General features: G+C 42.1%; 10 protein-coding genes. 3 read left to right on the forward strand and 7 right to left on the reverse strand.

Annotated features, from left to right (window positions below):
* Window positions 1-41: 41 nt before the first annotated feature.
* From ACIGBM_RS05120 to ACIGBM_RS05130, 3 genes are all read right to left on the reverse strand, one after another.
* Entirely contained in the window at window positions 42-2153 is a 2112-nt protein-coding gene (locus ACIGBM_RS05120; RefSeq protein WP_397476974.1) for a beta strand repeat-containing protein, read from the reverse strand.
* A 77-nt stretch (window positions 2154-2230) separates the two neighbouring features.
* Entirely contained in the window at window positions 2231-2695 is a 465-nt protein-coding gene (locus tag ACIGBM_RS05125) for a hypothetical protein (protein ID WP_191115072.1), read from the reverse strand.
* A 241-nt stretch (window positions 2696-2936) separates the two neighbouring features.
* Complete coding sequence (locus ACIGBM_RS05130; protein WP_397476975.1) at window positions 2937-4850, reverse strand: hypothetical protein; 1914 nt, start codon at window positions 4848-4850, stop codon at window positions 2937-2939.
* Between the two features lie 608 nt (window positions 4851-5458).
* Between ACIGBM_RS05130 and aceE the strand changes: the two genes are divergently transcribed.
* Both aceE and ACIGBM_RS05140 read left to right on the forward strand, forming a co-directional pair.
* A complete protein-coding gene (aceE, locus tag ACIGBM_RS05135) occupies window positions 5459-8269 on the forward strand; it encodes a pyruvate dehydrogenase (acetyl-transferring), homodimeric type (protein ID WP_397476976.1) in 2811 nt (936 codons plus the stop codon).
* A gap of 28 nt (window positions 8270-8297) precedes the next feature.
* Entirely contained in the window at window positions 8298-9995 is a 1698-nt protein-coding gene (locus tag ACIGBM_RS05140; RefSeq protein ID WP_397476977.1) for a 2-oxo acid dehydrogenase subunit E2, read from the forward strand.
* A 191-nt stretch (window positions 9996-10186) separates the two neighbouring features.
* Here ACIGBM_RS05140 and ACIGBM_RS05145 read toward each other — a convergent pair whose 3' ends face one another.
* A complete protein-coding gene (locus tag ACIGBM_RS05145; RefSeq protein WP_296207900.1) occupies window positions 10187-10819 on the reverse strand; it encodes an OmpW family protein in 633 nt (210 codons plus the stop codon).
* Window positions 10820-11532: 713 nt separating this feature from the next.
* Here ACIGBM_RS05145 and ACIGBM_RS05150 point away from each other — a divergent pair.
* The gene (locus ACIGBM_RS05150; protein WP_397476978.1) at window positions 11533-12516 is read left to right on the forward strand and encodes an ion transporter; all 984 of its coding nucleotides are present in this window, start codon (window positions 11533-11535) and stop codon (window positions 12514-12516) included.
* 127 nt (window positions 12517-12643) lie between these two features.
* Here the strand turns inward: ACIGBM_RS05150 and ACIGBM_RS05155 are convergent, their stop codons facing one another.
* The 3 genes from ACIGBM_RS05155 to ACIGBM_RS05165 all read right to left on the reverse strand — a co-directional run bounded on the left by ACIGBM_RS05155 (window position 12644) and on the right by ACIGBM_RS05165 (window position 17613).
* Window positions 12644-13291: a TerD family protein gene (locus ACIGBM_RS05155; RefSeq protein ID WP_397476979.1), complete on the reverse strand. Its 648-nt coding sequence runs from the start codon at window positions 13289-13291 to the stop codon at window positions 12644-12646.
* Between the two features lie 97 nt (window positions 13292-13388).
* Window positions 13389-14531: a helix-turn-helix transcriptional regulator gene (locus ACIGBM_RS05160; RefSeq protein WP_397476980.1), complete on the reverse strand. Its 1143-nt coding sequence runs from the start codon at window positions 14529-14531 to the stop codon at window positions 13389-13391.
* Window positions 14532-14772: 241 nt separating this feature from the next.
* On the reverse strand, window positions 14773-17613 hold the full coding sequence (locus tag ACIGBM_RS05165; protein WP_397476981.1) for an AAA family ATPase: 2841 nt from the start codon (window positions 17611-17613) through the stop codon (window positions 14773-14775).
* Window positions 17614-17762: the final 149 nt, after the last annotated feature.

Raw genomic sequence — 17762 nt, forward strand, 5'->3', positions numbered from 1 at the left:
CGTCTTGTGAAGCTTATAGACTTTGAAATATTAAATATAAATTAACGAGCGTTTTTGATTTTAATCTTAAAGGTCAAAGTGCCAACGCCCTGAGGAACTATAGTATAGTTAGTACCAAGAACCGCAGTACTGGTAGTACTAGCTGTGCCTGCAGTAGATGACGTAGTAGCAGAAGTAGCAGGTGAGTTAGCTACTAAATCCGCACCAGCTGAAAAGTTAGACAGCAAATCCGAAATCGTTACGCCAGTAAGATTAAAACCTAATGCTGCTGAAGAAGTGTTAGTCGCCTGAATACGATAGATAACACATTGATCAGGGGTTGCATCAATAGCAGTTTGAACAAAGGTACTTGAAGCAACCGTACCTGAACAAGTCGCATCTAATGATTGAGCCTTCACTAAACTTAAGCCTCTAACATTAGTCGTATCAGTCACTGAAGTCACAGCAGGTGGATTAGTGCCAGCTGGGGTCAAAGTTACGATAGTCGTTTCAGTGCTACCGACAGCTGCAGCGTCAGCAACAGTTGTAGGAGTGGTTACATTGCCTGAAGACACATTATAGTTGATCGCTAATGTACCACCAGGTGCAATACCATTTGGAAATTGAGCTGTTGGTAGTGTAGAGCTATTAAGAGTGTACGTATTACCACCAGCAACGGTAGGTTGCAGTGTTATAGTAACCGGGGCTCCACCACCAGGCGGCGTATAAGTAACACTAACAGGACCAGTAACAGGTCTGACAGCCGCATTGTTGCCACCATCAGCAATAGTGAAAGTCAATGGATTGGTATTAGTACCTTCAGCATCTTGACCGCTGTTAGTAATAAGAGTTGAATGAATAGCTTGATTAGCAGTACCTGAGGCAGGGGCAATCTCTCTAGTCGTTGGATTGCTCACTACGACCGCTCGTCTGGTAAAGTTAGTCACACCAGCAGTATCTATACCAGCGCCGTTAGCTAGATCCGCAGCAGCAGGTACTCTAGTAACATCTATATTGTTATTTGTACTATCCAAAATATTATAGTCAGTACCAAGTACAGGAACAGCAGGTAACACACCAATCGGACCGACGAACTTATCGTAGACTTCCACGTTATTCGTTGCTGAACTATTAGCAGTTGTATACTGAGTTTTATCGACGTTAACTGTGAAAGTAATTGTGCGACTTGCGCCAACGGCTAAGTTTGCTACGGCAACATCAATAGCTCGTCGACCATTAATAGTAGAAATCGTAGCGGTACCAGCACCACCAGTTACGGTCACGTCTGATGCTGCGCCATTAGGCAAACTTAAACCTGTAGGAAGGACATCCCTGATGACAATATCGGTCGCAGCAGCACTATAGTCAGTAGTAGCGTTAGTTACTACGATACTATAGTTGATCTGCGGATTAGCCACTGTCAAATCGACAGTACTCGTAGCTGTTTTTACAATTTTAAAGGTAGGTAGTCTTACAATAGTTTGGTTTTCATTCACCAATGTCGCATTTGCTGGAAGATTAGCAGTAAAGAAAGTACTGGTTGCTGTTAATGTACCTACACCTTTGTCATTACCATTACGAGCGTCTGGCGTAGCTGCTTCGTAGCTTAGATTAGCTCTAGTACCTGGCTGTAGTTTAATAGTACCACCATTAGCTATGGTACCTGTCTGTGCTTGACCATTTAAAGCGGCTATTTGAGCAGAAGTTAGAGGAGTACCATCTGCTTGTACAATAGTAAACGTAACAGGCGCAGTACCTAAAGCATAGTCTGGATTAGCCGTTACTAGTGCTGAGTCATTACCTGTGGTATTAATGGTATAAGTATCCGTCACGTTACCCGTGTTGGTTAAGTTATGAGTAAAGGTAGTCGTACCACCTGGCGTAGCAGTCTGATTAATAGCAATATCGTCACCAATGCTGCCATCATCAATAGTCGACGTGAGTGCAAAGTTAGCCGTTTCGCTAACGTTGACAGTCACGATGTTTGACGACACGTTTGGCTGAGCGATACCAGCAACACTATAGTTTGCGGTTGCAACGTTATTGATGGCAGCAGCACCTGCACTAACACCACCAGTAGTATTAGGAGTAGCTGCATTAGCACCACCAGAGATACCCATTACTGCGGCAATACCGACAGCAAGCAAGCTATAGTTAAAAGTATTTGATTTCATGTAGTACTCCAAAATGGATGGTAAAAAGCCGAATTAATAATGGAAGGGTGAAAAATAAAGGTTTAACCTTCTGTTAACTAGTTAACAGTAGTGTTTAAAGCCACAGCAGCTGATTTTTTAGCTGGTAACAACTTGATATTCCAGCGTAAGGTACGGTATTCAGAATACGGAACTTGAACCATTTTGCCATTTACCTTTTTCATCAAAGGCATATCAGCATAGTTTTTGCCATCAGTGCTGGCTTGTGCGCTGGCAGGATTTGCCTCACCAGTAAATGTCATGTTTGCAGGGATAGGCAGTGTCACCATCAGATCATTAATGTCTTTATTGATGGTATTGGTATAAGTTGCTTTGTATTGAATGACAGTACCAGCTGGTGCTGTACGTACTGGTGAATATACTGTTTTGCCGTCCGCATTCTTAATGACCTGATTAGCAGTCAGTTCCATTTTTAGAGCGTCGTCAGCATGAGCAGTACCTAGCAAACAAGCAGAGGCAAAAGTTGCTAGCATGACATTATGTAAGAGGTTAAAACGTTTCATATAAAATCCTTTCTTAGAACATGACTATCAGTAAAAAGCGAACGTCGTATATCATGATGGAGGAGCTATTAATCTAATATCATTCGTCGTTTTAAAAGGCATCTATCTCCCTTTCTTCTATTTTCACGTAATTAATACAATTAATCATCACAAAAATGACAACTGGCATTTTGGAGTATACAAACGGTAAAAGCCCTGTCTGGTTGGACAGGGCTTGAGTAAACGTTTAATAAACAGGTGTTTAGTTACTAATGGTAGTACCATATTTAGTATTAAAACGAATAGCCTGACGGCGAGTAGCGGTAGTAGCACCTAAAGAAAAAGTATTGGTAGTAACTGTACCGTTGTTGCCAATAGATACCGAATTTGTTGCAAATGATGGAATACCACTATTTTCACCAATAGGTGTTGGATTGGCCAAGGTAGAGGTAATCGATGAGTTATTAGAGTCATTTTTAATCTGTAGCGTATCCTTAATAACAATATCTGCTAAGGAAACATTACCGCGATTTATAGCTTCAATTCTATAAGCGATACATTGTCCAGGGATAATGTTAGATATTGGTTTTGTACTATACGCACTACTAGCACTACCGTCATAATTAACACCAATTGTGGCAAGGTTATTTAGGCTACAGTCATGGACATACTGACTTTTGATTAATACCAAGGCAGCATTTTCTTGAACAACATCACCAAAATCATTGCTAGGGTAGTTGTATTTACTGTTAGTAATGTCTATTTGTAGGACATTGCTCGTAGTATCTACAGAATATGTATAGTTGCTAGGCTCATTTTGAGTAACGCAAAGCCTTGTATAACTACCTACTTGTGCTGCCGTCAAGCTAAAACTATAGGTTCCATCATTACCAATGTTTACCGTCTGAGGTGAGAACGTACCACTATCACCTGTACATTTGTTTAGAGTAATGGTATGACCCGTAGTAAAGGGAATACCAGATTCAGTTGGTGAATCGTATTTACCATTGAAATAAAGGCTATTATTTAGGTATTTGCTAGATATATCATCCTTAGACGGACTTAAGACATTACCGTTATCGTTAAATACTGTACCTGAGAATACGTAGTTTGCATTATTGGTAATAGTACAAGTAATATCATCACCGTAAGTGGCATTATTAAGTGTAAACGAACGAGTCTTAGCTAAGGAGTTATAGCTCATTGCGGAGGTAGGCATAGATGTTGTGCTACCGGTCGTAGCATTACTACAAGTGTAAGTCGCACTATAGTTGGCTATGTCACCTAGTGTAGTACCATTCATTACACGCTCAGTAATGGTATAACTTGTGCTATCTGCTAATGTAAGCGTTGCACTGGTTCCGTTAGTAATGGTCGAGCCTGTACCAGTAGTAGTAAAGCTATTAGCAGCTAATGATCCACCACTAACTGCTATTTCAAATTGGTCGTTAGTGTTGACACGTGTACTACTCAACGCTTTTTTTACGGTGAGCTTAGGCGGTGCCAGACAGAAATAGAAGTCTGAATAACCTACTACATGATCACCTGTTGATGTAGTTGTAGAGGCACTAGCATAATTATTACCATGAGTCGTAATAAACGGTGTATTTGCTGCTTGGGCATCCCATTCAATATTAAAATTACAGGGAAGAGTGGGACTACAGTTGGTCCACTGGTTTGCGGTAATCGTTTTATTCGAATTAGATACAGTAAAGTTATTAGCGAAATTGCTAAAAGCACCACCTGTAGTAACAATTGATACCGATTCAGTGTATCTTCCAGCAGCATTCGCATCCAAGTCTTGAACGACAAAACCGTATTTTGTAACGGGTTTATTAATAGTGGCCGTCAACCTGTGATTCACATCGATTTTTTCGCTGCTATGACGCATGTTAAGAGCATTGGTAGTAACACCAGTAAAACTGCTAACTTCTGGATAGCCAGTCCTAACAAAGTTAATATCGGAAAAAGATAAGACAAGTTTAAGACCACTGTCAAAGCTATAAGTGGTACTAGAGTTGCCTGCTGCTGACCAACTTAAAGTAGCTTTAGGCGCTGTTGTAGTACTCTTAGAACCTAAATAATACATAGCATGTCCACTTGGACATACGGGATCAGCTTCAGCAAAAGCTACATTACTAATAAAAAACATAGGAATAGCAGCTAGCAATGTCATTATCTGACATATATATCTATTGAATAAATGCTTTTTCGTTGAATTCAAAAGTCGTTCTACCTTTTGCATCTCAATATTCCTATGTATTAAAGCCTAATGTAAACGTTTATTTACCAAAAAAAAATGTGTTATACATATTTTGTATTTTAAGTAATGTTTTTGTAAAAATCATATTAAATAGATGAATGGCGTTTTTGTCATGACCAGTTACCGTATGTTGCATAGCCAAGCAATCATATTCCACAAAGCTATCAATTAATAATATTTACCTAACAACTAATCATTATTTATTTAAAAAATACTTGTTATTCCATCATTTCTCTACAGCCATAAACAACTAGCGCGTAAACGCTTATAATGGAATGTCATAGTAATTAATGATTGAATGGATAGTTGTAGCATTATGACGGTTTGGCAGGTGTGTTGATTTGATGCATTTGCCAATATGAGTAATACTATTTTTATAATCAAGCTGTATATCATCGCACAAAACAATGGAATGCTTGGACGTAGCAAGGATGTCATAAGTAAATAAATCTCTCATCATGCATTATTCAACGAAGCCCTGCCATTAGGTAGGTATGACTGATATAAAAGGATTAACAAGAATGAATTATTATAAGGATGCTGATAGCACCGAAACTCAGGAATGGCTGGCAGCCTTTGAGTCTGTGGTTAAACATGCAGACAAGGACCGTGCTCAGTTTCTCCTAAAAGCTTTATACAATATGGCGGTTCAAGAAGGACTGCCGTTTAACAGACTAGACACTGCGTATGTCAATAGTATCGCTGTTGAGGATGAGCCAATGTACCCAGGCGATCTAGGCATGGAGCGTAAGATACGTGCGCTAATTCGCTACAACGCACTTGCTATGGTTATGCGTGCCAATAAAAATGACGACGACTTGGGTGGTCACTTAGCGACATTCGCCTCTAGTGCAACGCTTTATGAAACGGGTTTTAACCACTTCTTCCGCGCCGCTAGCGATCATTTCGGTGGTGACATGATCTATTATCAAGGTCACTCAGCACCAGGTATCTATGCCCGTTCTTATTTAGAAGGTCGTTTGACCGAAGATCAGCTTGATAATTTCCGCCGTGAAGTAGGCGGCAAAGGTCTATCAAGCTATCCGCATCCATATCTCATGCCTGATTACTGGCAGTTCCCAACGGTATCAATGGGACTTGGCCCAATCATGTCTATTTATCACGCCCATGTACATCGCTATATGGAAAATCGTGGATTGCTAGAAAAAGAAGGTCGTAAGATTTGGACATTCTTGGGTGATGGTGAAACTGATGAGCCAGAAAGCTTAGGGGCAATTTCTCTCGCTGGTCGTGAGAAGTTGGACAATCTAATATGGGTAGTTAACTGTAACTTGCAGCGTCTTGATGGTCCAGTCCGTGGTAACGGCAAAATCATTCAAGAGCTAGAGTCAGTATTCCGCGGCGCAGGCTGGCGAGTCATCAAAGTCATTTGGGGTGGCAACTGGGATTCATTACTTGGTAAAGATCATACGGGTGTCCTCAAGCAACGTATGGAAGAAGTGGTGGATGGTGAGTATCAGCTATATGAAGCTCGTACGCCCGAATTTACTCGTAAAGAGTTTTTTGGTAAGTATCCAGAGTTGGAAGAGATGGCAGATGCGTTGACTGATGAAGAAATCTCACGTCTGAACCGTGGCGGCCATGATCCAGTTAAAGTTTATGCTGCCTTTAGCGAAGCTATGAAAACAAAAGGCCAACCAACAGTTATTTTGGTTAAGACCGTTAAAGGTTATGGCTTGTCTGCCCAAACGCAAGCAGTCAACAAATCGCATCAGGTGAAGAAGCTTGATCAAGAAGCGTTGATGTATTTCCGTGATCGTTTTGATTTGCCATTTACTGATGAGCAGTTAGATACTCTACCGTTCTACCGCCCTGAAGAAGGTTCGGCGGAGATGAAGTATCTTAAAGGTCGTCGTGAGTCGTTAGGTGGTCATCTACCAAACCGTCGTAGTGGTCATATCCCACTGAATATACCTGAATTATCGATGTTTGATCGGGTATTAAAAGGCAGTAACGGTAAAGAGCAATCGACGACGATGGTATTTGTGCGATTGCTATCTGCAATGCTCAAAAACAAAGACATCCAAGATCGCGTCGTACCAATCGTACCTGACGAAGCGCGTACGTTTGGTCTAGAAGGTATGTTTCGTCAATTGGGTATTTACTCGGCTGTTGGCCAAAAATATACGCCAGAAGACAGTGAAGCGTTGATGGGCTATAAAGAAGCTATCGATGGTCACATGCTAGAAGAAGGTATCAACGAAGCGGGCGCAATGAGTACTTGGATTGCATTGGCAACCAGTTATTCTGTGAACGCATTACCGATGATTCCGATGTATATCTACTACTCAATGTTCGGTTTCCAACGTGTGGGTGATTTGGCTTGGGCGGCAGGTGATTGCCAAGCACAAGGCTTCTTATTAGGCGCAACTGCTGGTCGTACGACACTTAATGGCGAAGGCTTGCAGCATCAAGATGGTCATTCACAGATTCTATTCAATGTCGTGCCAAACTGTGTCAGCTATGATCCTTGCTTTGGTTATGAGCTAGCTGTGGTCATGCATGACGGTTTACGCCGTATGTATGGTGAAGGCGAGCGCGTTTACTATTACTTGACGTTGATGAACGAAAACTACGAGCAACCTGCTATGCCAGAAGGTGCCGAAGAAGGTATCAAACGTGGTATGTACTTACTTGAAGACAATGGCTCAACACAAGTGCAACTACTAGGTTCTGGTGTTATTTTACGTGAAGTACAGAAGGCATCACAAATATTAAAAGACGAGTTCAATATTACGTCTAACGTCTGGAGCGTAACCAGCTTTAATGAGTTGACTCGTGATGGTATGGTTTGTGACGATTACAACCGTCTACATCCAATGGATGAAGAGAAAGTGCCTTGGGTTACTGAGCAGTTAGCACCGCACGAAGGTATCGTGGTTGCAGCGACAGATTATATGCGTAACTACTCAGAGCAAATCCGTGCTTGGTTACCAGATAATCGTCCTTACACGACTCTAGGTACCGATGGTTATGGTCGTTCTGATACGCGCGAAAACCTACGTAGTTTCTTCAACGTTGATGCGGCGCATATCGTTGTGGCAACGCTTAAACGTCTAGCCGATGAAGGCGAAGTTGAGATGCGTTTGGTTAAAGACGCGATTTCAAGCTTAGGTATCGATGTGGATCATCCTCCTGCATGGCAGCAGCAGTCTTACTATGATCAGTCTCCAGATGCACCAGCGCCAGGTAACGTAAATCCAAATCCTGTACCTGAATTTATCGCTGAAGACGATGATGAAATCAGTAATGAAGGCCGTGCTGAAGATCAAGCAGATGCAAATGTACTTGATGATAAAGATGTCAAATAATAATAACCATAAGACGAGGAAATAAATCATGGACATTAAAGCCCCCGATTTAGGTGTGGATAGCGCCGAAGTCAGCGAGATTATGGTAGAAGTTGGCGATGTCATCGCAAAAGACGACAACATCGTATTATTAGAATCTGACAAAGCCTCAGTTGAAGTACCAAGCTCTGCTGCTGGTAAAGTGACTAAGATTAGTGTTGCTATCGGTGATCAAGTCAGTGAAGGTATGGTGCTAATTGAGCTTGAAAGCGCAGACGATAGCGCAGAAAGCAACGATGACATTGCTGCTGCTGAAGAGCAAGAAGCGAACAGCACAGACGATGTTAAACCAGAATCAAAACCTGAACCTGCTGCAACTGAGTCAACGCAATCAGAGTCTGCTGCCAAGCCAGCCGCTAATGCTGGTAAAGCAACTACTCATGCACTACCTGACTTAGGTGTTGATGAAGCACAAGTTTCTGAAATTATGGTGAGCGTTGGTGATACTGTTAGCGCTGAACAGTCGATTTTGCTAATTGAATCAGATAAAGCATCGGTTGAAGTACCAGCACCAGTTGCCGGTAAGATTGAAAAAATCTTGGTCGAAGCAGGCGATATGGTTGCTAATGGTCAGGACTTTATCGTTATCATGGCAAGTGGTACAGATGATGCTAGTGATAGTGAATCTGAAGCACCTAAGCCACAAGAGCCAGCACCAGCTAAAACCACTGGTGAGCCAAAACAAGCTGCCAAACCGACCAATACTGATACAGCTGCTAGCAAAACAGAGGGTAAGTTAACTGAAGCACAGGTCAATGAAAAATTGGTTGATGTGTACGCAGGTCCTGCTGTTCGCAAACTAGCCCGTCAGTTAGGTGTTGATATCACACAAGTGAATGGTTCAGCTCTAAACGATCGCATTCTAAAAGAAGACTTGTTTGCACATGTTAAAAACAGTCTAACCAAGCAGAAAGCGGCACCTGTGAGCAGTAATCCTGTTAGCTCAGGTCTACCGAAACTGCCTGACATGAGTAACGCTGAGATCTGGGGTGAGACGGAAACACAAGACCTCAGCCGCTTGCAGAAAGTCTCGATACCACAGCTCAACTACAATACTTTGCTACCGCAAGTAACGCAGTTCGATCTCTCTGATATCACTGAGACTGAAAAGCTACGTGGTGAGCTAAAAGGTGGTATGAAAGCTGAAGGTATTGGCTTTACTATCTTGGCATTCGTGGTTAAAGCAACTGCTTATGCGTTGACCCAGCATCCACGATTCAACAGTCATTTGAGCGATGACAATACTCAGGTTATATTGCGTAAAAGTGTCAATATGGGTATTGCTGTGGCAACAGATGATGGTCTTATCGTACCTGTTATCAAAAACGTACAAGATAAAGGTCTGAAGCAAATAGCAATTGAGATTGGCGAGCTTGCTGTAAAAGCTCGTGATAAGAAGCTCAGCACTAAAGATTTGCAAGGGGCAAGCTTTACCATATCTAGCCAAGGTAACTTGGGTGGTACCGCCTTTACGCCGTTAGTGAACTGGCCACAAGTTGGTATCTTAGGTGTCTCTGAAGCAAGTATGCAGCCACGTTGGGATGCTAAGACACAAAGCTTTGAGCCACGTTTGATGTTGCCACTGTCTTTGTCTTATGACCATCGTGTGATTAATGGCGCAGACGCTGCTGTATTTACTCGTTATATCGCAACGCTACTAGCGGACCCACGTCGTATCTTGATCTAAAGCTAGCTAGCAATTAAAAAAGACTGCCCAAGGGTGGTCTTTTTTTATGGAGATTATTTGTTCTTGTAGGTTGCTAGCCGCTTTTATAAATAATTGCTTAATAACTAGAGTAGAGGGTAATATCCATAATTAATAGGCACAAAAAAGCCAGCTATCAAGCTGGCTCTTATTACGTATTATATTTTACTAATTTAGAACTGTTTAACGAATGCTACGCCGTATACCCAAGGGCTGATATCAACTTCGCCGATATCAGTACCGTTTAGGCTTGCATCTGTTTTGATGTCCATATAACGGGCATCAATACGGAAAGCTTCGGTAGGAGCAAAAGGAATATCAAGACCAACATGGCCAGCTACACCAACGCTATCATCAAGCTCCAAATCATTACCGTTGCCAAGGTAGATTCTTTCTTTGAAGAAAGTTGTATAGTTCACACCAACACCAACAAAAGGCTTCACATTCATAGGCAGATCATAGCCATCGAAGTGATACTGTACAGATAGAGTAGGTGGTAGGTGCTGAGTTTCTGCATCAATTTCGTTACCAGCATTATCTGTTAGGGTAATGTCATGATGAAATGGAATAGCAGCTAGCAGTTCGATACCAACGTTGTTAGCGATAAAGTACTCACCACTGATAGTTGGACGAATGTCGTCGTCAACTTCTACAGCTAAAGTGCCGTTAGCTAATTGACCATTATCACTTTTTGGATCAACCATGTGCGCGCCAGCAGCAACAGACCAAGTACCAGCAGGGACTGCAAAAGCAGTTGTCATTGTAAGTGCAGCAGCAGTTGCTAAAACTAGGGATTGTAGTTTCATCATTTCATTCCTTAACGTAATAAAAAATTATCAGCAGTTTTCTAATGAGGGATGGCATTAGCTACTGATACATAATGTCATGATTAAAGTTTAATCTGTAACATTTAATCTCTATTATAATACGAAAATCATTATTATTGGTAAGGTTTTGAGCATAAAGTAGCAATATTTCTGCAATAAATTACATTTACATGTAATTCAATTGTCTACAGTCTATAATTAAACAAAACAAAAGCTGCTTTTTAAGTAAGTGTCATTGACGTGAGTCGGTATCTCTTATTTATGATTCAACAAGAGGTGCAATATATTATGCTTGGCTATTGCAGTAACTCCCCTCTACGCTGTACGAATGCGCGTACGATGAAAATACTGAATCAGGTAGACTCTTGTTGTCCTGAATGTCACTTGTTTTTGATACCTGCGCAAGATATTAGCCAGCAGCTTCGTGCTGACGAACAGTTCTTAAGGTTCTCTATCCTACTAATTGTGTTTATACTGCTGGTATCGGTCTATATTTATTATCTGCATTTTGTATAGCCGATAGTCATGGCTGATAATAGACGAATCAGTACCAAATGAAGCATTTCTGATAAAAGTCACGGATGATTGCTGCAAATATCTCCTATGTCCTGTGATGAAAGTTTGGTCTTTATTGTTTGACCGTTGTTTTATTCTACTAATATCAAATCGGTATTTCACCGCATAGGGCTGGCATGTTATTCCAATCTATACGGCGCTTGCGTCATTTTGTTTATGATATTTTACAAAATGAAGAGCATGACACGTTATTTAGCCGTTACGTTGATTATTTTCTTATATTTTTGATTATGACTAACGTAGCGGCTGTGATAGCAGAGTCTGTCGATCAGTGGTATTACCCTTATCAAGATTACTTTACCTTATTCGAAAACTTCTCTATCGTTGTTTTCTCTATTGAATACTTATTGCGTCTGTGGAGTGTGGCTGAAGCAAAGCCTGACAATACAACGTGGAAACAGCGATGGGATTGGCTTAGAAGCCCATCCGCATTGATTGATTTAGTAGCCATCGTGCCCGCCTTTTTGAATTTCTTTGTCAACATTGATTTGCGTTTCTTACGTATTTTACGTTTGTTTCGAATTCTAAAATTGACGCGTTATTTTGCGTCAATGCGTATCTTGCTAGTCGTGATTAGCAAGGAGCGAGGCTCATTTCAGGCTGTTATCTTTATTCTTATTATTATGATTGTGACCGCCTCTAGCGGTATTTATCTAGTAGAGAATCACGCACAGCCAGATGAGTTTGAGTCCATACCTAAAGCAATGTGGTGGGCTGTGGTGACACTGACAACAGTAGGCTATGGAGATGTCACACCAATTACTAATGCGGGCAAAATATTGGGTGCTGTCATTACGATACTGGGCGTAGGTCTCGCAGCACTGCCGGCTGGTATTCTAGCGACAGGATTGGCAAATGAGTTGGCTCAGCGCCGCGAGGAGCTTGAACAGCATTTTCGTGAGCAGCTCATTGATAGTGACTTTGATTTGGTACAGAATCAGATGATGATTGATAAAATTCGTCGAGAGCTGGGTTTAGATAAAGAACAGGCACAAAATATCGTCTTACAGGTACTTCGAGAGCAAGAGCTTGAACGGCGTGAAAAAGAAGTTGAAACGCACCGAAAAAACTTCTGTCCGCATTGCGGTGAAGTTTTATAGGCAAGTGTGAGATGTTTTAGAACAGATAAGTTCTTAGAAGTTAATTACAATCAATGTTTTACCCATAAAAAGAGGTCTTGTGTTTGGATAGCACAAGACCTCTTTTATATGCGATTAGCAGTTGCCCTTATATTCCCTGAGGGATAGGCAATGCACGTGCTAACTCATGAGCCACTTCTTGTGCTGCATTTGCTAGACCCTCTGCAGTGAGTGGTAAGTTTTGCAACGTTAAATGCCAGTCATCAACAGATCGGCGCAAATGCGCCACCCATAACGTGGTGCAGTCGCGTGGAAGCTGCTTAAGGTTTACCTCAAAACAACGGTTTCCTTCATCGTCACTCAGATGAATTTCGCCTTTTTTCACCCTAGAAAACGAATGACCGTGGTATGAGTTGGCAATTAAACCAATGTGAGTAATATGAGCGGGAATTTTTTCGAGCTCCAATCTGATTTGCTCTTGATCAAGTGGGGCAAGATACATGGCTTGTTCACCGCGATCCTTACCATTTAAACTGTCACCTTGATGCTTGACCGATTCAGCTTTATCACGTAATTGCTTAAACCAAACGATGTCACTGATGACGCAATTGTCATCGTACAACACGCAAGCCAGATCAATATCCATCGCGCTTTGATTTTTTTTGAAGCGCTTAAACATGCCTTTTGGCTCAATTTTGGTAAATTCATAATTGAGCGCAAAGAACAACATTCCTGCGTCTAGTCCCAGTCCTCGTAAACTATCTGACAACAGTGGTGATGGGGCAGTGGTCGACATAACTTTCCTTTTTTATTCTTAGTTTCTAACCGTTATCTAGATTTGGTATTTGCTTACTTAAGGCGTGCTGAGGTAAGCCTATCTCAGGTCAGTGATATCACTCACTGATTGCTGTCGAAGACTTATCTAATACTGCTTGATAAAGTAGCTCAGGCTTGGCATCTAATAAGCCACTACCAAATCCACGTAGCCACCAAACCAGCTGTGAGGTTAAGTTAACAGTGGCCTTTACAGTAAGGGTGTTATCCTCATTTAACGTAACGGTTTGATCGTCATTAAGCTTACTTTCGGTCAGACTTTTACCTGCTTGCCTAGTGAACCTAAGCTCAACAGCGGTATTCTTGCCACGCTCGTCCAATTCGCCAAACAGTGGGTGACTAAAGCCCATGCTGCCTTCATCCAAATACGTATCGAGTTGAAAATTCTCTGGTGTTTTTGCAGCGGTTTCGAGAATCTCAACACTATCAAACCGATGTAAGGCAAAGGTGCGAATGGTGGCTTCTGGGTCATCGGTACGAGTTGCCAGTAGATAGATAATCACGCCACGCTGGATAATTGCGATTGGATTTAGGATGTATTCGCTGGCTTGTAATTTGTTGCTACGAGTATAACAAGCATGAATCTGTAGTTGATAAAATAGCGCGTGGTAAATATTGTCTTTACTATCCAAATCTATATCTGGTGCGATAAGCGGCTGTGTGGCAGGTTCGATACGCACTCTGTCTATCCAAGAGTGGGTCACTTTGCTGTTCTTGAGCTGTCGCCGTGCTAAGTCAAACCAAGGAAATAATTCATCTAAAATAACAGGTGGCAGTAGCTGGGTCAGATTGGCCTCGACCATATTAAAAGCAACCGCTTGTGATAAGTTCATATGCGGCAAGCTTTGCAATGGTGCGTCTTCTTTCCAGCGCCAACCTTGAGGATTGGCATTATTTTTTTCGATAGGGAAGCGTTTGGCAAGGGCATTTAAATCGCGTTGGACAGTACGTAGGCTGATATCAAAGCCTGCCATCATCAGTTGCTCATAAATATGCGTGGTGCCTACCCAGCGATTGCGCTGTAGTTGTGATAGTACCTGCCATTGCCGAGCAGTCGTTGCCGCACCATGTCGATTGTCACTAATATTGGCGGCATTGGCTTCTTTTGAGGTGCCAGTGTCTACAGCTGCAAGCGCACCTGCCTGCTCACTAGGATTGGACTGAGCTTGGATGTTATCAGCATCAGTAGGATGTACAGTCATTAAGAGATACCCTTTATGAAATTACAAGTCGGTTTCTGGCACGATATTGCTCGATCAGGAACCGTTAATCATCGCAGAAAAGCAGCGTAGCGTCTAGCGACGTTCATGCATGCGTATGTTTATTTAATAGTTGCTATTCGATGGTTATTATTCAATGGTTGCTGTTCGATCTAGCCATAGACATAACAATGAATCTAGTCGAACAGCAATGTGCGTGCGTATCGGTAGTACCGTTTAAATTTTAATTGCCATCCTCATCGACAGCTGTTGTCTCGCTATCGTTTAGGGTGTCATCAATAGGCTTAGCATCGCTTTGCTTGTTACTTTCCTCGCTACCTTTCTCATTACTTCTCTCACCTTTTCGCTTTTCTTTTATTCTCTTATCTTCTTTCTTTTGACGTTTTTCTTTACGCTTTTTCTTCGCTTTCTTTTTGGACTTTTCATCATCGATGTCATCAGTGCTTTCCTGGTTTTCATCCCACAGCATCAGACGGCTTAATACTTTGCCAAATAAAGTATCTTTACGATAACGGCCTTTTTTATTGATGGTGTCGATGGGCAAACCAGTCATCAGCGTCAGGGCCTCACTTAGAGTATAGACGCCATAGATATGAAATTTTCCTCTATTTACCGCATCGATAATATCGTCACGTAGCATCAGTTGTTTGACATTAGCCATCGGAATGACGACACCTTGATCGCCTGTTAGCTCTTGCTCGCGGCATGCATCGAAGAAACCTGCGATTTTAGCATTGATGCCACCAACTGCTTGTACTTCGCCTAACTGGTTCATAGATCCAGTAATCGCAAGAGACTGATTTATAGGCACGTTTGCTAACGCGGATAGCAATGCACAGCCTTCGCTCACAGTGGCACTATCGCCATCGATTTGCGCGTAGCTCTGCTCGAACGCCAGTGAGGCACTAAAATTCAGTGCATGATGTTGACTAAACAGCGCGCGCAAATAGCTGGTCATAATCAACATGCCCTTGGCGTGTAAACTACCACCCAAGTCTACATCACGCTCAATATCAAGAATTTCACCTGTGCCAATATTGGGCTGAATGACCGCAGTAAGCCGTGCTGGCATGCCAAACTCACTATCGGCATAACTGACCACAGTCAATGCATTAACTTGTCCAATAGCATCGCCTTGCGTTTGGATTAGTTGTTGGCCGTTTTTCAGCTCATCCCAGTACAGATCGCGCAAATATCCTGAACGCTCATCCATGTCATCGATTGCTTGAGTGACATGATCTGCCGTCACCATAGTCTCATTATTTAAGCGAGCGTGACGGTTTGATTCATGCAGTAGTTTAATCAATAAGTCACTGTGTAGGCTTAAGCGATCTTGTTCTTCAGCTTGCAAGCTTAGATGTTCAAGTAGTGTGGCCTGCGCGCTATTATCAAACGGATAAAGGTCGGCATGGTCGATGATATCGGCCATTTTTGCGACCAGTGCCAATTCATGCTCAATGGTACGAGGCACATCGTCATGAAAGTCAGCGCGGACTTTGAATACCGCATCAAATTCAGGCTCAAGCTCTAGTAGCTCGTAATATAAATCTGCTTCACCTAACAAGATAACCTTGATATCTAAATCAATAGGCGCTGGTGAAAGAGATAAGCTACCGGTTAGCGTCAGCATTTGCTCTAGACTAGACAGTTTTATTTTTCGTGATTGTAATGCGCGCTTTAAGCCCTGCCATGCATAAGGATGCTCAAGGACGTGGCTGGCTTCTAACAGTAAATAGCCGCCATTAGCGCGATGTAGAGCACCTGCACGAATCATACTCACGTCAGTGGTTACTGTGCCTAATTGGGTGATTTGCTCGACATGCCCTAATAAATTGAGATGGGTTGGCAAATCCTCAAATACCACTGGCGCGCCACTGTCAGGTGTATGACTGACAATAACATTGACCGCATAACGACTAGGCGTCGTAGCCAACACTGCTGTCACAAACTCCTCATCATCGCCATTGACGATACGCTCTACGTGAGTGACCATGTCATCAAATACAGCTTTGAGATATTCTACGACAAGTGGATGAGTCGCAAACTGCTCGTAGATAGGGGTAAATAATGGCTGTAAAGCACGTTGGGCAATACTACGATGTAATGCCTCTATCTCATCGTTGGCTTCGTCTTCTAGTTGCTCTAAAGCGATAGTCAATTGACTTAGGCGCTTTTGCATATGGTTTTTTTGCACGAAGTTATTCAGCTCAGCTTCATACTCATTATTGCCATATGTAGAGTCTTGGTTTTCCTTACGCTCATTATTTTTTTCGCTCAAAATATTAACTTTTTCGCTATCATCGAGCTTTTCAGAATTTTTATGATTGCTAGGTATTTTTATTTGCTTGTCATCATCGCTATTACTTTCTGTAGGCAGCTGACTAGGATGAACAAATACGGCTTTATTATCGAACGAGCGAAACGTTAATGCTAGGTCATATTGTTTGCCTTCAGCATTAAGCGCGTCATAGGCATGACTTTCTTTTTGATGAGTACTGTTTTTGATGGCTTCAATTTTGCTTTGGTATTGATCGCTACGAAAGCGTTGGCTTAAACGCTTTTTTGCTTGCTGCCATAAGTTATTAACTTGCTGCTGTAATAGCGAGGCTTGACCAGCTGGTAGACGCAGCGCCAATGGTGTGCGTGGATCGGTAAAGTTATGCACATATACCCAATCATCAGGCGTCGGTGCGTCGGCGGCAATACGCGTCAAAAGACGACTAATCACAGTACGCTTGCCCAAACCGTTTTCACCAGCGGCAAACACATGGTAGCCACTGGCTTTAATATCCAGCGCTGTATGCAATGCTTTAAGCGCGCGTTGTTGACCGAAGCCCACATCTAAGTCGGGCGCAGTACGTGTGTCTGTAGGCAACTCATCAGGGTCGCTATAGCGTTTTAATTGCTCAGCGGAAATGCGACAATTTTGCTGAACTTCTATGAAGATAGGGTTTGGGGTATCAGGTGCTGTTTGCTTAGTATTTTTTGAGTCGGTAGCAGGTACTACCATATTGTTAGCGTCTTTTGATACTTGCGATATAGGGGTGTAGGGTTGTTCTGTCATAGGCGTTTGAAAAATCATCTTAAAAAGTATTAAAGGAATATGAGAAGTGATTGGTTTTATCTGTTCAGGCGTATTCTGAGTTTTTTATAATTAATCATGACATCTTACAAGATATAGTCACCTATTAGCGAAGTCATTAAGCGCAGTTT

Origin of the sequence: Psychrobacter sp. NPDC077938 (assembly GCF_044542635.1) — a bacterium.
GTDB lineage: Bacteria > Pseudomonadota > Gammaproteobacteria > Pseudomonadales > Moraxellaceae > Psychrobacter.

Bases quoted from the DNA above. Each gene is read 5' to 3' on its own strand.
- ACIGBM_RS05120 (WP_397476974.1), bottom strand. From the start codon at position 2,153: ATGAAATCAAATACTTTTAACTATAGCTTGCTTGCTGTCGGTATTGCC.
- ACIGBM_RS05125 (WP_191115072.1), bottom strand. From the start codon at position 2,695: ATGAAACGTTTTAACCTCTTACATAATGTCATGCTAGCAACTTTTGCC.
- ACIGBM_RS05130 (WP_397476975.1), bottom strand. From the start codon at position 4,850: ATGACATTGCTAGCTGCTATTCCTATGTTTTTTATTAGTAATGTAGCT.
- aceE (WP_397476976.1), top strand. From the start codon at position 5,459: ATGAATTATTATAAGGATGCTGATAGCACCGAAACTCAGGAATGGCTG.
- ACIGBM_RS05140 (WP_397476977.1), top strand. From the start codon at position 8,298: ATGGACATTAAAGCCCCCGATTTAGGTGTGGATAGCGCCGAAGTCAGC.
- ACIGBM_RS05145 (WP_296207900.1), bottom strand. From the start codon at position 10,819: ATGAAACTACAATCCCTAGTTTTAGCAACTGCTGCTGCACTTACAATG.
- ACIGBM_RS05150 (WP_397476978.1), top strand. From the start codon at position 11,533: ATGTTATTCCAATCTATACGGCGCTTGCGTCATTTTGTTTATGATATT.
- ACIGBM_RS05155 (WP_397476979.1), bottom strand. From the start codon at position 13,291: ATGTCGACCACTGCCCCATCACCACTGTTGTCAGATAGTTTACGAGGA.
- ACIGBM_RS05160 (WP_397476980.1), bottom strand. From the start codon at position 14,531: ATGACTGTACATCCTACTGATGCTGATAACATCCAAGCTCAGTCCAAT.
- ACIGBM_RS05165 (WP_397476981.1), bottom strand. From the start codon at position 17,613: ATGACAGAACAACCCTACACCCCTATATCGCAAGTATCAAAAGACGCT.